Genomic DNA, 21,109 nt, shown 5'->3' with positions numbered 1-21,109 from the left:
GGTACTACAGCATCTTCTCCAGCCCGACCGCCTTGCTGATCCAGGCATTGAAGCGCCGCCATATTCCCCCAGGCTCGGTCACCAGCATATGCCGCTGGCCGTTGTCTTCTGTCGCCCAGACCATCTTCCCCTCCACCAGCTTCACCTGGTAGCTCAGCGCTGGTGCCATGCCTTGTAGCGCCAGTTCGCGGGTGTACTCGGCCAGCTCCGGGCTGTCCACCATCACGCCCACCTCGGTGTTCCACAATACAGAGCGCGGGTCGAAGTTGAACGAGCCGATGAAGGTCTTGCGTCGGTCGAACACCATCGCCTTGCTGTGCAGGCTTGAGTCGGAGCTACCGTGGAAGCCCAGCCGTGGTCGTGGATCGCCAGGCTGGCGGCGCAACTCGTACAACTGCACGCCATGCTCCAGCAAGGCGCGGCGATAAGGTGCGTAGCCGCCATGGACCGCTGGCACATCGGTGGCTTCCAGCGAGTTGGTCAGGAGCTTGACCGAGGTGCCGGCGTCGGCGCGGCTGGTCAGGTACAGCAGGCCAGGTTCGCCGGGTACGAAGTAGGCGGACACCAGGATCAGCTCCTTGTGTACGCGGTTCAGGTCGGGGGCCAGTTGCTGAGTCATCAGCAGTTGCGGGTCCGGTTCGCCGTCGGCCAGGACTTTGCTGGGGGCGTCCCACAGGGCCTGGCTATGGGCCCAGATCAGCTCATTGCGCCACACATCCAGGCGTGGCTGCGACTGATATGACATCAAGCGGTCGTACAAGGCCTTGCGCTTGATCCGTGCTTCGGCCAGGGAAACCTCCAGGCGCTGACGGCTACTGAACAGGTCGTCGGCGTCGGGCTGACGCCAGAGGAAGTCGCCGATCGGAAGGCTCAAAGCGCTGTTCCAGTATTGGTCGAAGCTGTGTCCGAGCTGTTCGGCCACCGGCCCCACACCCAGCAGGTCGATGTCGGTGAAGTTGAGGTTGGGCTCAGCGTCGAAGTACTCGTCGCCCAGGTTGCGGCCGCCGACGATGGCCATGCTGTTGTCCACCAGGAACAACTTGTTGTGCATGCGTCGGTGCTGGCGCGACAGGTTGAACAGCCGGCCGACGGCCCGGGTCGCCCCGGTACTGCGTCCCAGGTGCAGCGGGTTGAATACACGGATGTGGATGTTCGGGTGGGCGGCGAGTGTACCCATTAGGTTGTCGAGGCCATCGCTGGTCGTATCGTCCAGCAGGATGCGGACGCGCACGCCGCGGTCGGCGGCGCGCAGCAGTTCATGCACCAGGGCGCGGGTGCTGAGGCCGTCGTGGACGATGTAGTACTGCAGGTCGATGCTCGCCTGGGCGTTGCGGATCAGCTCGGCGCGGGCGCGGAATGCCTCGTTGCTGTTGGGCAGCAGGCGAAAGCCCGAGCGCCCCTCGTAGGGCGCGGCCTGGCGCTGCACCGAACGACCGAATGCCGAGTCGGCCGCAGGCAGCGCCTGGCTGACTTCACGCGGTGTGCCTACGCTGGCGCAGCCCGACAGGCCGAGCAGCAGCGCGAGCAGCGGGGGCAGGGCTCGCTGGAGTCTCAAGGGTGGATCGTCCTGTGCGGCAAGGGCTTATGAGGTTGGACCGTGGCGGGCGGCGCAAAGTTACCCGTCAGGGTGTTCGGCATCCAGTAGACGAAGGGCGGTTTCCCCGACCTTGCGCACGGCGGCTTCGATCTGCGCCGTGGGCCGGGCGGCGAAGTTCATGCGCAGGCAGTTACGGTACTTGCCCGAGGCTGAGAAGATGCTGCCCACGGCGATCTGTACGCCTTGCTCCAGTAAAGCGCGGTTCAGGCGCAGCGTATCGAAACTTTCTGGCAGTTCCACCCACAGCATGAAGCCACCTTGCGGGCGGCTGGCACGGGTACCTGGCGGGAAGTAGCGGGTTACCCAGTCGCACATCTGATCGCGGCCGCGCTGGTACTGGCTGCGCATGCGCCGCAGGTGCGGTTGATAGTGGCCTTCGGCGATGAAGTCGGCGATCGCCAGTTGCGGCTGGCAAGAGGTGCTGCCGGTGCTGATGTACTTCATGTGCAGCACCCGCTCCAGATAGCGCCCCGGGGCCACCCAGCCGATTCGCAGGCCTGGTGCCAGGGTCTTGGAGAACGAGCTGCAGAGCAGCACACGGCCATCGTCGTCGAACGACTTGATGGTGCGTGGGCGTGGATAGGTGTACGCCAGGTCGCCATACACATCGTCTTCGAGGATCGCCACGTCGTAGCGCTGGGCGAGGGTCAGCAGGGCCTTCTTGCGCGCCTCGGGCATGATGTAGCCCATCGGGTTGTTGCAGCTGGGGGTGATCTGGATGAGCTTGATCGGCCACTGTTCCAGGGCCAGCTCCAACGCCTCCAGGCTGATGCCGGTGATCGGGTCGGTGGGGATCTCCAGGGCTTTCATGCCCAGGCCTTTCAGGGTCTGCATGGCACCGTGGAAGCTGGGCGAATCGACCGCGACGATGTCGCCGGGCTCGCACACCGCGCGAATGCTGCACGACAACGCCTCGTGACAGCCGGTGGTCACCACCAGGTCAGCCGGGCCCAGACGGCAGCCGGAGTCGAGCATCAGGCGGGCGATCTGCTCGCGCAGCTGGGCGTTGCCGTGGATGTTGTCGTAGTACAGGCCGGGCATGTCCATGCGTCGGCTGATCTGCGCCAGGCTGCGCAACAGGGGCTTGAGCGTGGGACTGTCGACGTCGGGCATGCCGCGACCGAGCTGGATAACATCCGCGCGCGGGGTGGCGCGGACCAGCTCAAGCACCTGTTCCCACTGGGAGATATCCACAGGCCGTTGGGCGGGGCGACTGATATCGGGCAGGGCGGGAAGGTGGCGATCCTCGGCGACGAAATAGCCGGACTTGGGCCGTGGCGACACCAGTCCGTTGTCCTCCAGCAGGCGATAGGCCTGCTGTACGGTGCTCAGGCTGACACCGTGCTCGACGCTCAGAGCGCGCACCGAGGGCAAGCGCTGGCCTGGGCGGTAGAGGCCCTGCTCGATACGTGAGCCGAGCATTTCGGCTAGGTTGAGGTAGAGGGTCACGGCATACTCCTGTGTGGCGGGTGACGAATGAGCAGTACAGATTGGCTAAAAATACGACATGCAGGCCTCTTGGCGCCAATTCTGTATGGGAATAATAAGAGGACTTTGGCTCTGTATTGCCTAGGGCGTGCGCGCGCATGCTGTCTCCATGTCAGATACAGAACGGGAGGACATGGTGATGGGTGGCATGAGCGATGTGCGCTTGCAACTGTTGGCCAGCGAACTGGAGTCGGAACAGCGTCCCAGGGTCTTCAGCGCGCCCCAAGGCCTGGGGCGCTGGGGGCTGATGCTGCATCGCTGGCGTACCCGCAGGGCCCTGTTGCAGCTGGAGGATTACCAACTGCGCGATATCGGCATCAGCTGGGAGCAGGCTCGGCATGAGGCGAGCAAGCCCTTCTGGCGTGACTAGACCAGCTCTTTGAGCCGATACCAGAGCATCCCCAGCGCCAGCAGCGGCGAGCGCAGCAGCTGGCCGCCGGGGAAGGTGCTGTGCGGTACCTTGGCGAACAGGTCGAAGCGTCCGCTCTGCTGGCCGCTGATCGCCTCGCCCAGCAGACGTCCGGCCAGGTGGGTGGCGTTAAGCCCGTGGCCGGAATAGGCCTGGGCGTAGTACACGTTGGGTTGGCTGGCCAAGCGGCCGATCTGTGGCAAGCGGTTGGCGCCGATGCCGATCATGCCGCCCCACTGGTAATCGATGCGCACATCGGCCAGTTGCGGGAATACCTTGAGCATCTTTGGCCGCATGTAGGCGGCGATGTCCTGCGGGTCGCGCCCGGAATAGTGGCAGGCGCCGCCGAACAGCAGGCGCTGGTCGGCAGAGAGGCGATAGTAATCCAGCGCCACGCGCTGGTCGCATACCGCCATGTTCTGCGGCAGCAACTGGCGGGCGCGTTCTTCACCCAAGGGCTCGGTGGCGATGATGTAGCTGCCGGCGGGCAGCACCTTGCCGCCCAGTTCGCGGTTGAGATCGTTGTGGTAGGCGTTGCAGCACAGCACCAGCGTCTTGGCGCGCACCCGACCCTGGGCGGTATGTACCTGCACTTGCGGGCCGTACTCGATGCGGGTCACTTCCGACTGCTCGTACAAGCCGACGCCCAGGCGACTGGCCACGGCGGCTTCGCCGAGTGCCAGGTTGAGCGGGTGCAGGTGGCCCGACCCCATGTCGACCAGGCCACCGACATAGCGGTCGGAACCGACCACCGAGTGCATGTCGCCGGGCTGCACCAGGCGCAATTCGTGACGGTAGCCGATGCTGCGCAGTGCCTCGGCCTCCTCGGCGAAGCCTGCCAGCTCGGCGGGTTTGTTGGCCAGGTCGCAGTAACCCCAGGTCAGGTCGCAGTCGATGCCATGGCGCTCGACGCGCTCGCGGACGATTTCCACCGCCTCCAGGCCCATCAGCTTCATGCTGCGCACGCCTTCTTCACCGATAACCGGGAGAAACTGCTCCAGGCCGTGGCCGACGCCCCGGATGAGCTGGCCGCCGTTGCGGCCGCTGGCGCCCCAGCCGAGCTTGCGTGCTTCCAGGAGGATCACCGACAGGCCGCGTTCGGCCAGTTCGATGGCGGTGTTCAGGCCCGAGTAGCCACCGCCGACAATGCATACGTCGGCGTTGTGCTCGCCTTGCAGGAACGGGTGGTCGGCGTGTGGCGCGCTGCTGGCGGCGTAGTAGGAGGCGGCGTGTTGCGCGCTGTGGACCATCTATCGATTCCTGAGGCTGAGGCCAAATGGGCAGGATAGGCATCCGGGCCCATCGCCGGCAAGCCGGCTCCCACAGTTAAAGCGGCTTGCCAGCGATTGGCCCTATAATTCGGCAACATTCTCCAGATACGCCGCCTCATGTCCTGCAACCGCCACAAGATTCACTTCCTGCGCGAACTCATCCCCTCGTTCGAGTGCGAGCCCGGCTGCCATGATTGCTGCGGCCCGGTCACCACCTCGGCCGAGGAAATGGCCCGCCTGCCGCGCAAGACCCAGGCCGAGCAGGACGCCGCGCTGGAGCGCCTGGACTGCGTACACCTTGGCCCGAACGGCTGCACGGTCTATGCAGAGCGCCCGATGATCTGTCGCTTGTTCGGCACCACGCCGCGTCTGGCCTGCCCCAGGGGACGGGGTCCGGATCAGCCGATCGATCCGGCGGCCGAACAACTGATCCACACCTATATCGCCAGCACCCGCCAGGTGCTGGTCTGAAGGTTCAGTCCGGAATCGGCAGGCACAGGCTCTCTTTTACTTCTTCCATCACGATGTAGCTCTTCGACTCGCGCACATGGGGCAGCTTGAGCAGGATGTCGCCGAGCAGCTTGCGGTACGAGGCCATCTCCGAAATACGTGCCTTCACCAGGTAGTCGAAGTCGCCCGATACCAGGTGGCATTCCAGTACGTGGGGCAGCTTGAGCACGGCGCGGCGGAACTCCTCGAAGGTGTCGCCGGACTTGTAGTCCAGGCTGATCTCGACGAACACCAGCAGGCTGCCCTTCAAGTGCTGCGGATTGAGCCGGGCGTTGTAGCCCATGATGATCCCCTCGCGCTCCAGGCGCCGCACGCGTTCGGTGCAGGGGGTGGTGGACAGCCCGACCTTCTCGCCCAGTTCGGTGAAGGAAATACGCCCGTCATTCTGCAGGATCCGCAGGATGTTGCGGTCGATCTTGTCCAGTTCACGCTTGCTCTGGTGCTGGGTTCTCATAGGGGATGCCCCTCCGTGAAAGGCGTTTTTGCCGAGAATTCTCGCCAAATATAGCTGCTTATATAGTGAATAGCACTGGTCGGAGATTCTTATACTGCGCGCATCCATGCCATATCAACAAAAGACTGCGGCGAGCCGCGTGCGAGGGATACAACAATGCGAGTTCTGGTACTTGGTAGCGGTGTGATTGGTACCGCCAGTGCCTACTATCTGGCCCGGCAAGGTTTCGAGGTGACGGTGGTCGATCGCCAGCCAGCGGTGGCCATGGAAACCAGCTTCGCCAACGCAGGCCAGATCTCGCCCGGCTATGCCTCGCCCTGGGCCGCCCCGGGAGTGCCGCTCAAAGCCATCAAGTGGCTGCTGGAGCGCCACGCGCCCCTGGCCATCAAGCTGACTGGCGATATCGACCAGTACCTGTGGATGGCGCAGATGCTGCGCAACTGCACCGCCAGCCGCTACGCGGTGAACAAGGAGCGCATGGTGCGCCTGTCCGAGTACAGCCGCGATTGCCTCGACGAGTTGCGCGCCGAAACCGGCATCGCCTACGAAAGCCGCAGCCTGGGCACCACCCAGCTGTTCCGCACCCAAGCGCAGCTGGACGCCGCGGCCAAGGACATCGCAGTGCTGGAGCAGTCCGGTGTACCGTACGAACTGCTCGACCGTGACGGCATTGCCCGGGTCGAACCGGCCCTGGAGAGCGTGAAGGGTATCCTCGCTGGCGCCCTGCGCCTGCCCAACGACCAGACTGGCGACTGCCAGATGTTCACCACCAAGCTCGCCGAGATGGCCATCAAGCTGGGTGTCGAGTTCCGCTTCGGCCAGGACATCCAGCGCCTGGACGTCGCCGGCGACCGCATCAACGGTGTGTGGATCGACGGCAAGCTGGAAACCGCCGACCGCTACGTGCTGGCCCTGGGCAGCTACTCGCCGCAGCTGCTCAAGCCGCTGGGTATCAAGGCCCCGGTGTACCCGCTCAAGGGCTACTCGCTGACTGTGCCGATCACCAATGGCGACATGGCGCCGACCTCGACCATCCTCGACGAAACCTACAAGGTCGCGATCACCCGTTTCGACAACCGCATCCGAGTTGGCGGCATGGCTGAAATCGCCGGTTTTGACCTGTCGCTGAACCCGCGTCGGCGCGAAACGCTGGAGATGATCGTCAACGACCTTTATCCTCGCGGCGGCGACCTGAGCCAGGCGAGCTTCTGGACCGGCCTGCGCCCGGCGACCCCGGACGGCACCCCGATCGTCGGGGCGACCAAGTTCCGTAACCTGTTCCTCAACACCGGTCACGGCACCCTGGGTTGGACCATGGCCTGCGGCTCCGGTCGCCTGTTGGCCGACCTGATCGCGCGCAAGAAACCGCAGATCAGCGCCGAAGGCCTGGACATCTCGCGGTATGGCAACAGCCGCGAGATCGCCAAGCACGGCCAGCCGGCGCCTGCGCACCAGTAAGCGCTGCTGGCTTCATCGCGGGACAAGTCGCATCGGCAAACTGCCGCGCCCACGTACACTGAAGAGGTCTGGTGGGTGTGGCGGTGCGCCGATGCGACTTGCCCGGCGATGAGAAGTGGAAACGATTGACCTGTTCCCTCACCCCGGTGCGGTGGGTACCTACCCCCATCTGCCGCGCCGGGGCTTTACCGATAACCAGAACTGCCAGAAGGCTGCCGCCATGCGTCCCGCCCGTGCCCTGATCGACCTCCAAGCCCTCCGTCACAACTATCGTCTGGCCCGTGAGCTGACCGGCGCCAAGGCCCTGGCCGTGGTCAAAGCTGACGCCTATGGCCACGGCGCTGTGCGTTGTGCCCTGGCGCTCGAGCCCGAGGCCGACGGTTTTGCCGTGGCCTGCATCGAGGAAGCCCTGGAGCTGCGTGCGGCGGGCATCAAGGCACCGGTGCTGTTGCTCGAAGGCTTCTTCGAGGCCAGCGAGCTGGCGCTGATCGCCGAACATGATTTGTGGTGCGTGGTGCATTCGCTGTGGCAGCTGGAGGCGATCGAGAAGATCTCGGTACACAAGCCGCTGACCGTATGGCTGAAGATGGACACCGGCATGCACCGCGTCGGCGTTCACCCCAAGGACTACCGCGATGCTTACCAGCGCTTGCTGGCCAGCGGCAAGGTCTCGCGCATTGTGTTGATGAGCCACTTCGCCCGCGCCGACGAACTCGATGCCGCCGCCACCGAGCAGCAGGTCGCGGTGTTCGAGGCAGCCCGCCAAGGCCTGGCCGCCGAGTGCAGCCTGCGCAACTCGCCGGCCGTGCTGGGCTGGCCGAGCATCAAGAGCGACTGGGTACGCCCGGGCATCATGCTCTACGGCGCCTCGCCGTTCGAAGTGGCGCAGGCCGAGGCTGCTCGTTTGCAGCCTGTGATGACCCTGCAATCGCGCATCATCAGCGTGCGCGAGCTGCCTGCCGGCGAGCCTGTAGGCTATGGCGCCAAGTTCGTCAGCCCGCGGCCGACCAGGGTCGGCGTGGTCGCCATGGGCTATGCCGACGGCTATCCGCGCCAGGCACCCACCGGCACCCCGGTAGTGGTAGCCGGCAAGCGCACCCAGCTGATCGGCCGCGTGTCGATGGACATGCTCTGCGTCGACCTCACCGAAGTGCCCGAGGCCACCGTCGGCAGCCCGGTCGAACTGTGGGGCAAGCAGGTACTGGCCAGCGACGTGGCCATGCAGGCTGGGACCATCCCGTACCAGATCTTCTGCAATCTCAAGCGTGTGCCGTTGGACTATATCGGCGAATGAGGCGCTGAAGCGGACAGGCTGCGGGGCTGTGTGTTGTAAATACTGAACGGCATTGCCATCATATCGTTCACACATCCCCCACCTCGACCGTTTCAGGAGGCTCCCGCTTTGGACGTCGGTGAACGACTGCAAGCCATCCGTAAGCTCAAGGGCCTGTCCCAGCGCGAACTCGCCAAGCGCGCGGGGGTGACCAACAGCACCATCTCGATGATCGAGAAGAACAGCGTGAGCCCGTCGATCAGCTCCCTGCGCAAGGTGCTCAGCGGTATCCCCATGTCCATGGTCGAGTTCTTTTCCGTGGAGTTGGCGCCGGAAAGCCCGACCCAGATCGTCTACAAGGCCCACGAGCTGATCGACATCTCCGATGGCGCGGTGACCATGAAGCTGGTGGGCAAGTCGCACCCTAATCGTGCCATCGCGTTTCTGACCGAGGTCTACCCGCCGGGCGCCGACACGGGGGCAGAAATGCTCACCCACGATGGCGAAGAGACCGGCATTCTTCTCGAAGGCCGCCTGGAACTGGTGGTCGGCACCGAGATCTTCATCCTCGAGGCCGGCGACAGCTACTACTTCGAAAGCACCCGCCCGCACCGCTTTCGCAACCCGTTCGAGGAGCCGGCCCGGCTGATCAGTGCGGCTACCCCGTCGAACTTTTGATCCAGCGCAGTGCAATGATTGGTCAATACCCTTTCCCTGAGTGGGGTCGTTTCACGCCTTCCAGGTTCCCGCTATACTTTTCAACGCTCGCAATTCCGTGGCCGCGGGCGTGATTAGCCACCATGAGGGTGTTCGCGTGAACCAAATCAAGAAGATGCTGGCCGTACCAGCAGCCGTATTCGCCCTTTGGGCAATGAGCGCAACCGCTGCAACCAACGACGACATCGCCAAGCGCCTCGAGCCGGTTGGCCAGGTGTGCGTCCAGGGCCAGGAATGCAAAGGCATGGAAGTGGCCGCCAGTGCCGGCGGCGGCGGTGCCAAGACGCCGGACGAGATCATCGCCAAGCATTGCAACGCCTGCCATGGCACTGGCCTGCTGAATGCGCCGAAGATTGGTGACACCGCCGCGTGGAAAGAGCGCGCCGATCACCAGGGCGGCCTCGACGGCATCCTGGCCAAGGCCATCACCGGGATCAACGCCATGCCACCGAAGGGCACCTGCGCCGATTGCTCGGATGAAGACCTGAAGGGTGCGATCAAGAAGATGTCGGGGCTGTGAGCCTGATCTGACTCGAGTAAAGCCCGCCATTGATGGCGGGTTTTTTTTGCGGCGCTGATGGCCCATCGCGGCGCAGGCAACCAACTCGCTGCGACTTGTGTCCAACCCGTGAATCCACGGATGACTCAGGAGGCCCAGATGTATCGCTGCTCCATCGACCAGGCTGTCGAACAGGCCCTGGCCCGACTGCCCAGCCATATCCACATGGGCCTGCCGCTTGGCCTGGGCAAGCCCAACGCCTTCGTCAATGCGCTGTACGCCCGCATCCGCGAGTTGCCGGAGCGTCGTCTGACCATCTACACCGCCCTGTCCCTCGGCCGCCCGCCGTTGGGCGATGGCTTGCAACGACGCTTCCTTGAGCCTTTCGTCGAGCGTGTATTCGCCGACTATGAAGAGCTTGCCTACCTGGCCGACCTGCGGGCCGACAAGCTCGCGCCGAACGTCCGCGTCGAGCAGTTCTTCATGCAGCCCGGCAGCCTGCTGCACAGCGAAGCGGCCCAGCAGGACTACGTCAGCAGCAACTACAGCCACGCCGCACGGGACATCAACGCCAAGGGTTTGAACCTGATCGCGCAACTGGTGGCGGCCACGCCGGAGCGGCCCGATCACCTGAGCCTGGCCTGCAACCCCGATATCACCCTCGACCTGCTGCCGATGATCGCCCGGCGCCGCGCTGAGGGCGAGACCATCCTGGTGCTTGGCCAGGTCCACGACGAACTGCCCTACATGCCTGGGGACGCGGAGCTGAATCTGGAGCAGTTCGACCTGCTGATCGACCAGCCCGAAAGTCGCCGGTTGTTCTCCACGCCAAACATGCCGGTGAACACCCAGGACCATTGCATCGGCCTGCATGCCAGCACCCTGGTGCGCGACGGCGGCACCCTGCAGATTGGCATCGGCGCCATGGGCGATGCGGTGGCGGCGGCGTTGTTGGCGCGCCAGGGCGACAACGAAGGCTATCGTGCGCTGCTCGATGAGCTGGATGTCGGCCCATGGCAGGCACTGATCGAGCGGGAAGGGGGGCTGGATACCTTCGCCCAGGGGCTGTATGGCTGCAGCGAAATGTTCGTCAACGGGTTGCTTGCCCTGGCCGAAGCCGGGGTGGTGCGCCGCCCGGCCGACGAGCACGGCGTGCTGGTGCATGGCGGCTTCTTCCTTGGCCCACGGGCGTTCTACCAGCGCCTGCGCGAGATGCCGCTGGAGCAGCGCGCACGCTTCGCCATGACCGCCATCAGCTACATCAACGAGCTGTACGGCCAGGAAGAGCGCAAGCGTCGTCAGCGCCGGGATGCGCGCTTCATCAATACGGTATTCGGCATGACCTTGCTGGGTGCCGGTGTCGCCGACCAGCTCGAAGATGGCCGGGTGCTCAGCGGCGTTGGCGGGCAGTACAACTTCGTCGCCCAGGGGCACGCGCTCGAGGGCGGTCGCTCGATCCTGTTGCTGCGCAGCTGGCGCGAGGCCGGGGGCGAGGTCACTTCCAACCTCTACTGGACCTACGGCCACTGCACCATACCCCGGCATCTGCGAGATATCGTGATCACCGAGTACGGCATCGCCGACCTGCGTGGGCAGACCGACAGCGAGGTGATTGCGCGGTTGCTGGCGATCAGTGACTCTCGTTTTCAGCGCGAGCTGATGGAGCAGGCCAAGGCGGCGGGCAAGCTGGCGAAGGACTTCGTGCTGGATGCGCGCTATACCGACAACACTCCCGAGCGCCTGGAGGCAACCCGCGCGCGGCATGCGCGATTGTTCCCGGAATATCCGCTGGGCAGCGATTTCACGGCCGAGGAGCGCGACTTGTTGCGGGCGCTGAATTGGCTCAAGAGCAAGTTCAAGCTGAGCGAGGTGCTGGAACTGGGCAAGGCGGCGCTGGATGCGCCGGCGCCCGATGCCTATGCAGCGCAGTTGGCGCGCATGGGGCTTGGGGAGCCACAGGGGCTGAAGGAGGAGTTGTACCAGCGGCTGCTGCTGGCGGGCTTGGCGGCGACCTGAAAGATTGCCGGGGCTGCTTTGCAGCCCAATCGCCGGCAAGCCAGCTCCCACAGCAGTACCGCAGGGCTTTGACCTTGTGCGGTACCTGTGGGAGCCGGCTTGCCGGCGATGAGGCCGGTACAGGCTTACTCGATGAAGGTGACCACGCCACCTTCCAGCGACTTCACCCGGGCCAGCGACTCGACGCGGTAGCCCTGGCTGTCCAGCTCGGCGCGGCCGCCCTGGAACGACTTCTCGATGACGATGCCCAGGCCGGCCACGGTGGCGCCGGCCTGCTTGATGATCGAGATCAGCGCCTGGGACGCCTTGCCGTTGGCCAGGAAGTCATCGATCACCAGCACGCGGTCGCTGCTGTTGAGGTGGCGCGGCGAGATGGCCACGGTGTTCTCGGTTTGCTTGGTGAAGGAATACACCGAGGCAGTCAGCAGGTTCTCGGTCAGGGTCAGCGACTGGTGCTTGCGGGCGAAGATCACCGGCACGCCGAGCTTCAGGCCGGTCATCACCGCCGGGGCGATGCCCGAAGCTTCGATGGTGACGATCTTGGTCACGCCGGAGTCGGCGAACAGACGGGCGAACTCGTCACCGATCAGCTGCATCAGTGCAGGGTCGATCTGGTGGTTGAGAAACGCATCGACTTTGAGTACCTGGTCGGAAAGCACGATGCCTTCTTCGCGAATCTTCTGCTGCAGTGCTTCCACTGTGTGTCTCCGATGTAACAAAGGTGGCCGCAAATAGCGGCAAAGTTTAAGAATAATGGTTGATCAGCGTTTGAGCATTGCCCGGATATCGGCCAGGGCGTTGTTGCCCCGCGCGGCTTTCACTTCAACGGGCGCATCGTCCAGGCCTTCCCAGGCCAGGTCGTCCGGCGGCAGTTCATCCAGGAACCGGCTTGGCGTGCAGTCGATGATTTCGCCGTACTGCTTGCGCTTGGCGGCGAAGGTGAAGGCCAGGGTCTGGCGCGCGCGGGTGATGCCCACGTAGGCCAAGCGGCGTTCTTCCTCGATGGTGTCGGCCTCGATGCTTGAGCGGTGGGGGAGAATCTCCTCCTCCATGCCCATGATGAACACGTAAGGGAATTCCAGGCCCTTGGAGGCGTGCAGGGTCATCATCTGCACGCCTTCGGCGTTTTCTTCCTCTTCCTGCTGGCGCTCGAGCATGTCGCGCAGCACCAGCTTGCCGATGGCGTCCTCGATGGTCATGTCACCCTCTTCGTCCTTCTCGAGCGTGTTCTTCAGCGCTTCGACCAGGAACCAGACGTTGCTGATGCGGAATTCCGCGGCCTTGTCGCTGGCGGTCTGCTGGCGGATCCAGTTCTCGTAGTCGATGTCGCGGATCATCTCGTGCAGCGCGGCGATCGGGTCGTCCAGGGCGACTTTGTGGCGTACCCCGTCGAGCCAGTGCTTGAAGCGCTGCAGGCGCTCGGTGTAGCGGGCGTCGAGGTGCTCGCCCAGGCCCATCTCCTCGCTGGCGGCGTACATCGAGATGCCGCGCTCGGTGGAATAGTTGCCGAGCTTTTCCAGCGTGGTCGAGCCGATCTCGCGGCGCGGCACGTTGATCACGCGCAGGTAGGCATTGTCGTCGTCGGGGTTCACCAGCAGGCGCAGGTAGGCCATCAGGTCCTTGACCTCCTGGCGGCCGAAGAAGCTGTTGCCGCCGGACAGGCGATACGGCACCTGGTGGTGCTGCAGCTTCAATTCGATCAGCTTGGCCTGGTAGTTGCCGCGGTAGAGGATGGCGAAGTCGCTGTACGGGCGGTTGGTGCGCAGGTGCAGGGTGAGGATTTCCATGGCCACGCGCTCGGCCTCGGCTTCCTCGTTCTTGCAGCGGATCACGCGGATCTCGTCGCCGATGCCCATCTCGCTCCACAGCTGCTTTTCGAAGGCATGCGGGTTGTTGGCGATCAGCACGTTGGCGCAGCGCAGGATGCGGCTGGTGGAGCGGTAGTTCTGCTCGAGCATGACGATCTTCAGGGAGGGGTAGTCCTCCTTGAGCAGCATCAGGTTCTCGGGGCGGGCGCCGCGCCAGGCGTAGATCGACTGGTCGTCGTCGCCGACCACGGTGAACTGGTTGCGCATGCCGATCAGCATCTTCACCAGCAGGTACTGGCTGGCGTTGGTGTCCTGGTATTCGTCCACCAGCAGGTAGCGCACGCGGTTCTGCCAGCGTTCGAGCACATCGGGGTGCTCCTGGAACAGCTTCACCGGCTGCAGGATCAGGTCGTCGAAGTCCACCGCGTTGAACGCCTTGAGCGTGCGCTGGTAGTGGGTGTAGACGATGGCCGCGGTCTGCTCGCGCGGGTTGCGCGCCTTTTCCAGGGCCTCGGGCGGCAGGATCAGGTCGTTCTTCCAGGCACCGATCATGTTCTTGATCTCGTCGATGCCGTCGTCGCCGGAGTATTCCTTCTGCATGATGTCCGACAGCAATGCCTTGATGTCGGACTCGTCGAAGATCGAGAACCCCGGCTTGTAGCCCAGGCGGTCATGCTCCTTGCGGATGATGTTCAGGCCCAGGTTGTGGAAGGTGCACACGGTCAGGCCACGGCCTTCCCCCGGACGCAGCAGGGTGGCGACTCGCTCCTTCATCTCGCGCGCGGCCTTGTTGGTAAAGGTCATGGCGACGATGTACTGGGCACGGATACCACAGTTCTGGATGAGGTGGGCAATCTTGCGCGTGATCACGCTGGTCTTGCCGGAGCCTGCACCGGCGAGCACCAAAAGAGGGCCGCCGACGTAGTCGCGGGCTTCCTGTTGCCGGGGATTGAGTCGGGACATGCTAGAAACCGGGGGTAACCAGAAAATAGCCGCGCATTCTAGCAGGCATGGGGTGGTTAATGCGCGACCGTCTGACGTTGTGATGCATAGCGCGAATCGGATTTGCCGCATCTGCTACTTTCGCGCAGGATGCACGTCAGATTGCGTCGGGATGGTGGCCAGGGACAGGCAATGACTAAAAGTGAAAATCATTTCCAATTAATCGGGTAGGATTGCCCGCGCTCGCCGTTCCACCGCCCACATCTAAGGAGCCCGCTTGTCCACGCCTGTCGAACCCCTGCGTTTGCTGCTGTTGGCTGATGAGCCGGAGTGGGCCGTGCATCTGCGCGAATGCCTGCAACCGATGGGCGGCGGCGTCGTGCTGCTGACCGCGCCGAACTGGGCGGCGGTGGACAGTCTGTTCGCCAACGACCGTCAGGCCGTGGTGCTGGCCACGCCCGAGCTGCAGCCCGCGCCGGGGCGTTGCGAACTGCCGACGATCTTGCTGCTTGAGCAGGAGCCACCCACTGCACCGTTGGGCGCAAGTGACTGGCTGGTGCTGGCGCAGCTGACCACCGACACCCTGCGTCGCTCGCTACGCCATGTGCGTGAGCGCGGCGTGCTGGTGGCCACTCTGCAGCGTCTGGCCGAGCAGGATCCGTTGACTGGCATCGCCAACCGCCAGGGTTTCCAGGCCCTGCTGACCGCTCGGCTGGCCGAGAACGAAGGTCGCGGCCTGGCCCTCGGCCATCTCGACCTGGACAACTTCCGCCACGTCAACGACGCCCTCGGCCACCAGGGGGGTGACCGCCTGATCCTGCAGGTGGTCGCCCGCCTGAAGCACCAACTGGAGGCGAGCGACCAACTGGCGCGCCTTGGCAGCGACGAGTTCGCCTTGTTGATCGACACCCGGCGTGACCCCAACCGCGCCGAGTGGATGGCCGAGCGCATCACCGAGGCGCTGACCGAGCCCTACTGGATCGACGGCGAGAGCCTGTTGCTCGGCTGCAGCCTGGGGATCGCCCATGCCCGCGCCCAGGCCGGCGCCGACCCGCTGATGTGGCACGCCCACATCGCCATGCGCCAGGCCAAGGGCAGCCAGGGCTGCACCTTCCACGTATTCAATGAGCGGATCAATCGCAACGCCCGCAGCCTCGCCGATCTGGAAAGCGAGTTGCGCCGTGCCCTGCGCCGCGACGAGCTGGAGCTGCACTACCAGCCGCGGCTCAACCTCGCCGACGGCCGTATCGTCGGGCTCGAGGCGCTGGTGCGCTGGAACCATCCCGAACGCGGCCTGCTGGCACCCAGCGAGTTCGTGCCGCTGGCCGAGCAGAGCGGGTTGATCGTGCCACTGGGTTACTGGGTGATCTCGCGGGCCCTGAGCGACATGCAGGCCCTGCGCGAACGCGGTCTGGCGCCGCTGCATATGGCGGTCAACCTGAGTTTCCGCCAGTTCCAGGACAGTCAGCTGCTGGCGACCCTGAGCCGGTTGATCGTCGAGCACGGCGTCGATGCGCGCTGGTTGGAGTTCGAGCTGACCGAGACCGCCGTGATGCGGCGCAACGAGCTGGTGCGTCAGACCATGGATGCCCTCGGGCGCCTGGGGGTGCGCTTCTCGCTGGATGACTTCGGCACCGGTTTCTCTTCGTTCGTACACCTGAACAGCCTGCCGATTACCCTGCTGAAGGTCGATCGCAGCTTCGTCGGTGGCATGGAACAGCGCGAAGAGAACGCCAAGCTGGTACACGCCATGATCAACCTGGCGCACAACCTCAACCTGGAGGTAGTGGCAGAAGGGGTGGAGAGCGAGGAGCAGCTGGCGCTGCTGCGGGTGTTCGGCTGTGACCAGGTGCAGGGCTTCCTGGTCAGCCGGCCGTTGCCGGTGGAGGCGTTGATCGAGTACCTGTTGCAGGTGCCGGCTCCGGGCCTGGTGCAGACCCTTTAGCCCCCATGCCGGCAAGCCGGCTCCCACAGGTGTTGCGCCGTCCTTGTGGGAGCCGGCTTGCCGGCGATGCGCCGCGTCAGCGGCGCCCTGTTGGCCTGATCAACCGGCGAGCATGCGCCCGGTTTCTTCCAGGTTCTCGTGCCAGCTCAGTGCCTCGCGCAGGATATGCGGGGTATGCCCGCCACGCTGGCAGGCGCGCTCGAAGTAGTCGTTGAGGGCCGCGCGGTAGTCCGGATGCACGCAGTTGTCGATGATCACCCGGGCGCGCTCGCGCGGCGCCAGGCCGCGCAGGTCGGCCAGGCCTACCTCGGTCACCAGGATGTCCACATCGTGCTCGGTGTGATCGACGTGGCTGACCATCGGCACCACGCTGGAAATCGCGCCGCCCTTGGCAATCGACTTGGTGACGAAGATCGCCAGGTGGGCGTTGCGGGCGAAGTCGCCCGAGCCGCCGATGCCGTTCATCATCTTGGTGCCGCAGACGTGGGTCGAGTTGACGTTGCCGTAGATGTCGAACTCCAGCGCCGTGTTGATGCCGATGATCCCTAAGCGACGCACCACCTCAGGGTGGTTGGAGATCTCCTGCGGACGCAGCACCAGCTTGTCCTTGTAGCGCTCCAGATTGCCGAACACATCGGCATTGCGGCGGCTCGACAGGGTGATCGAGCTGCCCGAGGCAAAGCTCAGCTTGCCGGCGTCGATCAGGTCGAAGGTCGAATCCTGCAGCACTTCGGAGTACATGGTCAGGTTTTCGAACGGCGACTCGATCAGGCCGCACATCACCGCGTTGGCGATGCTGCCGATGCCGGCCTGCAGCGGGCCGAGGTTGTTGCTCATGCGGCCGGCGTCCACCTCGCCCTTGAGGAAGGCAATCAGGTGGTCGGCGATGCCTTGGGTCTCGTGGTCAGGCGGCAGCACGGTGGACGGCGAGTCCGGCTGGTCGCTGATGACAATGCCGACGATCTTCGCCGGGTCGATCGGGATCGCGGTGCTGCCGATGCGGTCGTCGACCTTCACCAGTGGGATCGGCGTGCGGGTCGGGCGGTAGGTCGGGATGTAGATGTCGTGCAGGCCTTCGAGGTTGGCGTTGTGCGACAGATTGATCTCGACGATGACCTGCTTGGCGAAGATCGCGAAGCTGGCCGAGTTGCCCACCGAGGTGGTCGGCACGATATGGCCCTGCTCGGTGATCGCCACTGCCTCGATGACCGCGATGTCCGGCAGGGTCAGTTGCTTGTTGCGCAACTGCTCGACGGTTTCCGACAGATGCTGGTCGATGAACATCACCTTGCCGTCGTTGATGGCCTTGCGCAGGGTGCTGTCGACCTGGAACGGCATGCGCCGGGCGAGTACGCCGGCCTCGGTCAGTTGCTTGTCCAGGTCGTTGCCCAGGCTGGCGCCGGTCATCAGGCTGATCTTCAGCGGCGACTGCTTGGCGCGCTCGGCCAGTGCGTGAGGCACGGCCTTGGCTTCGCCGGCGCGGGTGAAGCCGCTCATGCCGACGGTCATGCCGTCCTCGATCAGGCCAGCGGCGTCAGCCGCACTCATTACCTTGCTGTGCAGGGAGGACAAGCGGATACGATCACGGTACATGGATTGTTATCTCAGGCTACTGAAGCTACTGGAAGCGCAGTCTAGAGATTTCGCCCGGAGCCGTCCCGCGACCATGGTCGTAGGCGAAGGCCGGAAGTAGAGCCGTTGATCTGGATCAAGCAAATGAAAGGCCCCTGGGAATATCTCCCCAGGGGCCTTATGCGTTTCTATAGGGGCAAGGCCGGGTCAGTCCACGGCCTTGACCATGTCCTCGATGACTTTCTTGGCGTCACCGAACACCATCATGGTCTTGTCCAGGTAGAACAGCTCGTTGTCCAGGCCGGCATAGCCGCTGGCCATGGAGCGCTTGTTGACGATGATGGTCTTGGCCTTGAAGGCTTCGAGGATAGGCATGCCGGCGATTGGCGACTTCGGATCGTTCTTCGCCGCCGGGTTGACCACGTCGTTGGCGCCCAGCACCAGCACCACGTCGGCCTGGCCGAACTCGGCGTTGATATCCTCCATCTCGAACACCTGGTCGTACGGCACCTCGGCCTCGGCCAGCAGCACGTTCATGTGCCCGGGCATGCGCCCCGCCACCGGGTGGATCGCGTACTTCACGGTCACGCCGTTGTGGGTCAGCTTCTCGGTCAGCTCCTTGAGCGCGTGCTGGGCACGGGCCACCGCCAGGCCATAGCCCGGGACGATGATCACGCTGTCGGCGTTGCTCAGCAGGAAGGTAGCGTCGTCGGCCGAGCCGGACTTCACCGGGCGCTGCTCTTTCGAGCCCTGGGCCGCGCCGGTGTCGGTATCGCCGCCGAAGCCGCCGAGGATGACGTTGAAGAACGAGCGGTTCATCGCCTTGCACATGATGTACGAGAGGATCGCACCGCTGGACCCGACCAGGGAGCCGGCAATGATCAGCATCGAGTTGTTCAGCGAGAAGCCGATACCAGCCGCCGCCCAGCCTGAGTAGCTGTTGAGCATCGACACCACCACCGGCATGTCGGCGCCGCCGATCGGGATGATGATCAGCACGCCCATGACGAAGGCCAGGGCCAGCATCAGGGTGAAGGCGCTGTAGTGGCCGGTGAAGGTGAACAGCAGGCCCAGGGCGATGGTGGCCAGGCCCAGGATCAGGTTCAGCTTGTGCTGGCCGGCGAACTGTACCGGTGCGCCTTGGAACAGGCGGAATTTGTACTTGCCCGACAGCTTGCCGAAGGCGATCACCGAACCGGAGAAGGTGATGGCACCGATGGCAGCACCGAGGAACAGTTCCAGACGGTTGCCGGTGGGGATCGGGTCGCTGATGGCAGCAACGATGCCCATCGACTGCGGCTCCAGTACGGCGGCGATGGCAATGAACACTGCGGCCAGGCCGATCATGCTGTGCATGAAGGCGACCAGTTCCGGCATCTTGGTCATCTCGACGCGCTTGGCCATGATCGAACCGGCAGTACCACCGACCAGCAGGCCGACGATTACGTAGCCGATACCCGCAGTCGCAAGCTCAGCCCCAAGCTTATAGATGAGGCCAACCGTGGTGAGGATGGCGATCCCCATGCCGATCATGCCGAACAGGTTGCCGCGCCGCGAAGTGGTCGGGTGCGACAGGCCCTTGAGCGCCTGGATGAAGCACACCGAGGCGACGAGGTAGAGGAGCGTTACCAGATTCATGCTCATGCTTACTTCTGCGCCTCGTTCTTGGTTTTCTTCTTGAACATCTCAAGCATGCGGCGGGTGACCAGGAAGCCACCGAACACGTTGACCGCGGCCAGCGCCACGGCCAGGGTGCCCATGACCTTGCCGGCCGGGGTCACGGTCAGCGCGGCGGCCAGCATGGCACCGACGATGACGATCGCGGAAATGGCGTTGGTAACTGCCATCAGCGGCGTGTGCAGGGCCGGAGTGACGTTCCACACCACGTGGTAGCCCACATAGATGGCCAGCACGAAGATGATCAGGTTGTAGATGCCGTGGGAAATCAGCATGTCTTCCATTGTCGTGCTCCTCAGCCGTTCTTGCGCACGACTTGGCCGTCGCGGCACATCAGGCACGCGGCGACGATGTCGTCTTCGAGATTGATGACCAGGTTGCCGTCCTTGTCGAACAGCAGCTTCATGAAGTCCAGCAGGTTGCGCGCGTACAGCGCCGAGGCGTCGGCACCGACCTGGGCCGGCAGGTTGGTCGGGCCGACGAGGGTCACGCCGTGCGCCATCACCACCTGGTCGGCTACGGTCAGCGGGCAGTTGCCGCCTTGGGCCGCGGCCAGGTCGATGACGACCGAACCGGGTTTCATCTGTGCCACGGTTTCGGCGCTGAGCAGGGTGGGTGCCTTGCGTCCGGGGATCAGCGCGGTGGTGATGACGATGTCCGCCTGCTTGGCACGTTCGTGTACGGCCTGGGCCTGGCGCTGCATCCAGCTGGCCGGCATTGGCCGGGCGTAGCCGCCCACGCCTTCGGCGCACTCGCGTTCCTCGTCGGTCTCGTAGGGTACGTCGATGAACTTGGCGCCGAGCGACTCGATCTGCTCCTTCACCGCCGGGCGCACGTCGGACGCCTCGATCACCGCGCCCAGGCGCTTGGCCGTGGCGATGGCCTGCAGGCCGGCAACGCCAGCACCGAGGATCAGCACACGGGCGGCCTTCACGGTGCCGGCCGCGGTCATCAGCATGGGCATGAAGCGCGGGTAGTGGTGGGCTGCCAGCAGCACGGCCTTGTAGCCGGCGATGTTGGCTTGCGACGACAGCACGTCGAGGCTCTGCGCACGTGAGGTGCGCGGTGCGGCCTCCAGGGCGAAGGCAGTGATGCCGCGCTCGGCCATCTTGGCGATCAGTTCGTTGTTGAACGGGTTGAGCATGCCTGCCAGCAGGCTGCCGCTGTTGATCAGCGCCAGTTCCTGGTCACTGGGCGCGACCACCTTGAGCACCAGCTGCGCGCCGAAGGCGTCGGCGGCTTCGCCCAAGTTGGCGCCCACGGCCTCATAGGCACTGTCCGGAATGCTGGCCTTGAGCCCTGCCCCCCGTTGCACGGTGACCTGATGGCCTTGGCCTACCAGTTTCTTGATGGTTTCCGGGGTCGCGGCGACCCTTGTCTCACCCGTCTGCGTCTCGAGAGGAACACCAATGTGCACGACTTTGTCTCCTGCGGTGACCTTTTGTCTTTATAGGAACCAGCGCACTTCGGGTG

18 protein-coding genes are annotated in these 21,109 nt (G+C 64.4%); 8 read left to right on the top strand and 10 right to left on the bottom strand.

The genetic code is table 11. The features are described from left to right. Positions 1 to 4: 4 nt before the first annotated feature. Positions 5 to 1,555 carry a phospholipase D family protein gene (locus tag KSS90_RS24840; RefSeq protein ID WP_217867657.1) on the bottom strand — a complete coding sequence of 517 codons (1,551 nt, stop codon included), beginning with the start codon at positions 1,553 to 1,555 and terminating at the stop codon, positions 5 to 7. A 60-nt stretch (positions 1,556 to 1,615) separates the two neighbouring features. Next, positions 1,616 to 3,046: an aminotransferase-like domain-containing protein gene (locus tag KSS90_RS24835; RefSeq protein WP_217867656.1), complete on the bottom strand. Its 1,431-nt coding sequence runs from the start codon at positions 3,044 to 3,046 to the stop codon at positions 1,616 to 1,618. A gap of 178 nt (positions 3,047 to 3,224) precedes the next feature. Between KSS90_RS24835 and KSS90_RS24830 the strand changes: the two genes are divergently transcribed. Next, the gene (locus KSS90_RS24830; RefSeq protein WP_217869858.1) at positions 3,225 to 3,455 is read left to right on the top strand and encodes a DUF1127 domain-containing protein; all 231 of its coding nucleotides are present in this window, start codon (positions 3,225 to 3,227) and stop codon (positions 3,453 to 3,455) included. On the opposite strand, the gene KSS90_RS24825 is transcribed toward KSS90_RS24830, so the two are convergent. Beyond that, positions 3,452 to 4,744, bottom strand: coding sequence for an NAD(P)/FAD-dependent oxidoreductase (locus KSS90_RS24825; RefSeq protein ID WP_217867655.1), 1,293 nt, complete (start codon positions 4,742 to 4,744; stop codon positions 3,452 to 3,454). The two genes, KSS90_RS24830 and KSS90_RS24825, sit on opposite strands and share 4 nt — an antisense overlap. A 138-nt stretch (positions 4,745 to 4,882) precedes the next feature. On the opposite strand from KSS90_RS24825, the gene KSS90_RS24820 reads away from it, so the two are divergent. After that, complete coding sequence (locus KSS90_RS24820; RefSeq protein ID WP_217867654.1) at positions 4,883 to 5,236, top strand: YkgJ family cysteine cluster protein; 354 nt, start codon at positions 4,883 to 4,885, stop codon at positions 5,234 to 5,236. A gap of 4 nt (positions 5,237 to 5,240) precedes the next feature. Here the strand turns inward: KSS90_RS24820 and dadR are convergent, their stop codons facing one another. Next, positions 5,241 to 5,729 (bottom strand): transcriptional regulator DadR, encoded by a 489-nt coding sequence (gene dadR / locus KSS90_RS24815; protein ID WP_003258963.1) that lies wholly within the window; start codon positions 5,727 to 5,729, stop codon positions 5,241 to 5,243. Positions 5,730 to 5,885: 156 nt separating this feature from the next. On the opposite strand from dadR, the gene dadA reads away from it, so the two are divergent. From dadA to KSS90_RS24790, 5 genes are all read left to right on the top strand, one after another. Then, the gene (dadA, locus tag KSS90_RS24810; RefSeq protein WP_217867653.1) at positions 5,886 to 7,187 is read left to right on the top strand and encodes a D-amino acid dehydrogenase; all 1,302 of its coding nucleotides are present in this window, start codon (positions 5,886 to 5,888) and stop codon (positions 7,185 to 7,187) included. Positions 7,188 to 7,407: 220 nt separating this feature from the next. Further along, positions 7,408 to 8,481: an alanine racemase gene (gene alr / locus KSS90_RS24805; protein ID WP_217869857.1), complete on the top strand. Its 1,074-nt coding sequence runs from the start codon at positions 7,408 to 7,410 to the stop codon at positions 8,479 to 8,481. A gap of 108 nt (positions 8,482 to 8,589) precedes the next feature. Continuing rightward, positions 8,590 to 9,138, top strand: coding sequence for a cupin domain-containing protein (locus tag KSS90_RS24800; RefSeq protein ID WP_023629132.1), 549 nt, complete (start codon positions 8,590 to 8,592; stop codon positions 9,136 to 9,138). Between the two features lie 154 nt (positions 9,139 to 9,292). After that, a complete protein-coding gene (locus KSS90_RS24795) occupies positions 9,293 to 9,697 on the top strand; it encodes a c-type cytochrome (RefSeq protein WP_110697524.1) in 405 nt (134 codons plus the stop codon). Between the two features lie 138 nt (positions 9,698 to 9,835). Then, positions 9,836 to 11,692 (top strand): acetyl-CoA hydrolase/transferase C-terminal domain-containing protein, encoded by a 1,857-nt coding sequence (locus tag KSS90_RS24790; protein WP_217867652.1) that lies wholly within the window; start codon positions 9,836 to 9,838, stop codon positions 11,690 to 11,692. Between the two features lie 125 nt (positions 11,693 to 11,817). On the opposite strand, the gene KSS90_RS24785 is transcribed toward KSS90_RS24790, so the two are convergent. Both KSS90_RS24785 and rep read right to left on the bottom strand, forming a co-directional pair. Further along, positions 11,818 to 12,390, bottom strand: coding sequence for a xanthine phosphoribosyltransferase (locus tag KSS90_RS24785; RefSeq protein ID WP_011536381.1), 573 nt, complete (start codon positions 12,388 to 12,390; stop codon positions 11,818 to 11,820). 63 nt (positions 12,391 to 12,453) lie between these two features. Then, complete coding sequence (gene rep, locus KSS90_RS24780; RefSeq protein WP_023629135.1) at positions 12,454 to 14,463, bottom strand: DNA helicase Rep; 2,010 nt, start codon at positions 14,461 to 14,463, stop codon at positions 12,454 to 12,456. A gap of 256 nt (positions 14,464 to 14,719) precedes the next feature. Between rep and KSS90_RS24775 the strand changes: the two genes are divergently transcribed. Continuing rightward, positions 14,720 to 16,387, top strand: a complete 1,668-nt coding sequence (locus tag KSS90_RS24775) for a putative bifunctional diguanylate cyclase/phosphodiesterase (protein WP_217867651.1) — start codon at positions 14,720 to 14,722, stop codon at positions 16,385 to 16,387. A 99-nt stretch (positions 16,388 to 16,486) separates the two neighbouring features. Here the strand turns inward: KSS90_RS24775 and scpC are convergent, their stop codons facing one another. From scpC to KSS90_RS24755, 4 genes are all read right to left on the bottom strand, one after another. Continuing rightward, entirely contained in the window at positions 16,487 to 17,980 is a 1,494-nt protein-coding gene (gene scpC, locus KSS90_RS24770) for a succinyl-CoA:acetate CoA-transferase ScpC (RefSeq protein ID WP_023631270.1), read from the bottom strand. Between the two features lie 186 nt (positions 17,981 to 18,166). Beyond that, positions 18,167 to 19,603: an NAD(P)(+) transhydrogenase (Re/Si-specific) subunit beta gene (locus tag KSS90_RS24765; protein ID WP_217867650.1), complete on the bottom strand. Its 1,437-nt coding sequence runs from the start codon at positions 19,601 to 19,603 to the stop codon at positions 18,167 to 18,169. Between the two features lie 2 nt (positions 19,604 to 19,605). Continuing rightward, complete coding sequence (locus KSS90_RS24760; protein WP_008097413.1) at positions 19,606 to 19,920, bottom strand: NAD(P) transhydrogenase subunit alpha part 2; 315 nt, start codon at positions 19,918 to 19,920, stop codon at positions 19,606 to 19,608. An 11-nt stretch (positions 19,921 to 19,931) separates the two neighbouring features. Then, positions 19,932 to 21,053: a Re/Si-specific NAD(P)(+) transhydrogenase subunit alpha gene (locus KSS90_RS24755; RefSeq protein WP_038707135.1), complete on the bottom strand. Its 1,122-nt coding sequence runs from the start codon at positions 21,051 to 21,053 to the stop codon at positions 19,932 to 19,934. Between the last annotated feature and the right edge of the window lie 56 nt (positions 21,054 to 21,109).

It is taken from the genome of Pseudomonas maumuensis, from assembly GCF_019139675.1.
In the GTDB taxonomy this organism is placed as follows: Bacteria; Pseudomonadota; Gammaproteobacteria; order Pseudomonadales; family Pseudomonadaceae; genus Aquipseudomonas; species Aquipseudomonas maumuensis.
The sequence above is the reverse complement of the archived record's forward strand: the minus strand, read 5'-3'. Positions and strand labels throughout refer to the sequence as shown.

Bases quoted from the DNA above. Each gene is read 5' to 3' on its own strand.
- scpC (WP_023631270.1), bottom strand. From the start codon at position 17,980: ATGTACCGTGATCGTATCCGCTTGTCCTCCCTGCACAGCAAGGTAATG.
- KSS90_RS24830 (WP_217869858.1), top strand. From the start codon at position 3,225: ATGGGTGGCATGAGCGATGTGCGCTTGCAACTGTTGGCCAGCGAACTG.
- rep (WP_023629135.1), bottom strand. From the start codon at position 14,463: ATGTCCCGACTCAATCCCCGGCAACAGGAAGCCCGCGACTACGTCGGC.
- KSS90_RS24765 (WP_217867650.1), bottom strand. From the start codon at position 19,603: ATGAGCATGAATCTGGTAACGCTCCTCTACCTCGTCGCCTCGGTGTGC.
- alr (WP_217869857.1), top strand. From the start codon at position 7,408: ATGCGTCCCGCCCGTGCCCTGATCGACCTCCAAGCCCTCCGTCACAAC.
- KSS90_RS24825 (WP_217867655.1), bottom strand. From the start codon at position 4,744: ATGGTCCACAGCGCGCAACACGCCGCCTCCTACTACGCCGCCAGCAGC.
- KSS90_RS24795 (WP_110697524.1), top strand. From the start codon at position 9,293: ATGCTGGCCGTACCAGCAGCCGTATTCGCCCTTTGGGCAATGAGCGCA.
- KSS90_RS24760 (WP_008097413.1), bottom strand. From the start codon at position 19,920: ATGGAAGACATGCTGATTTCCCACGGCATCTACAACCTGATCATCTTC.
- dadA (WP_217867653.1), top strand. From the start codon at position 5,886: ATGCGAGTTCTGGTACTTGGTAGCGGTGTGATTGGTACCGCCAGTGCC.
- KSS90_RS24820 (WP_217867654.1), top strand. From the start codon at position 4,883: ATGTCCTGCAACCGCCACAAGATTCACTTCCTGCGCGAACTCATCCCC.
- dadR (WP_003258963.1), bottom strand. From the start codon at position 5,729: ATGAGAACCCAGCACCAGAGCAAGCGTGAACTGGACAAGATCGACCGC.
- KSS90_RS24790 (WP_217867652.1), top strand. From the start codon at position 9,836: ATGTATCGCTGCTCCATCGACCAGGCTGTCGAACAGGCCCTGGCCCGA.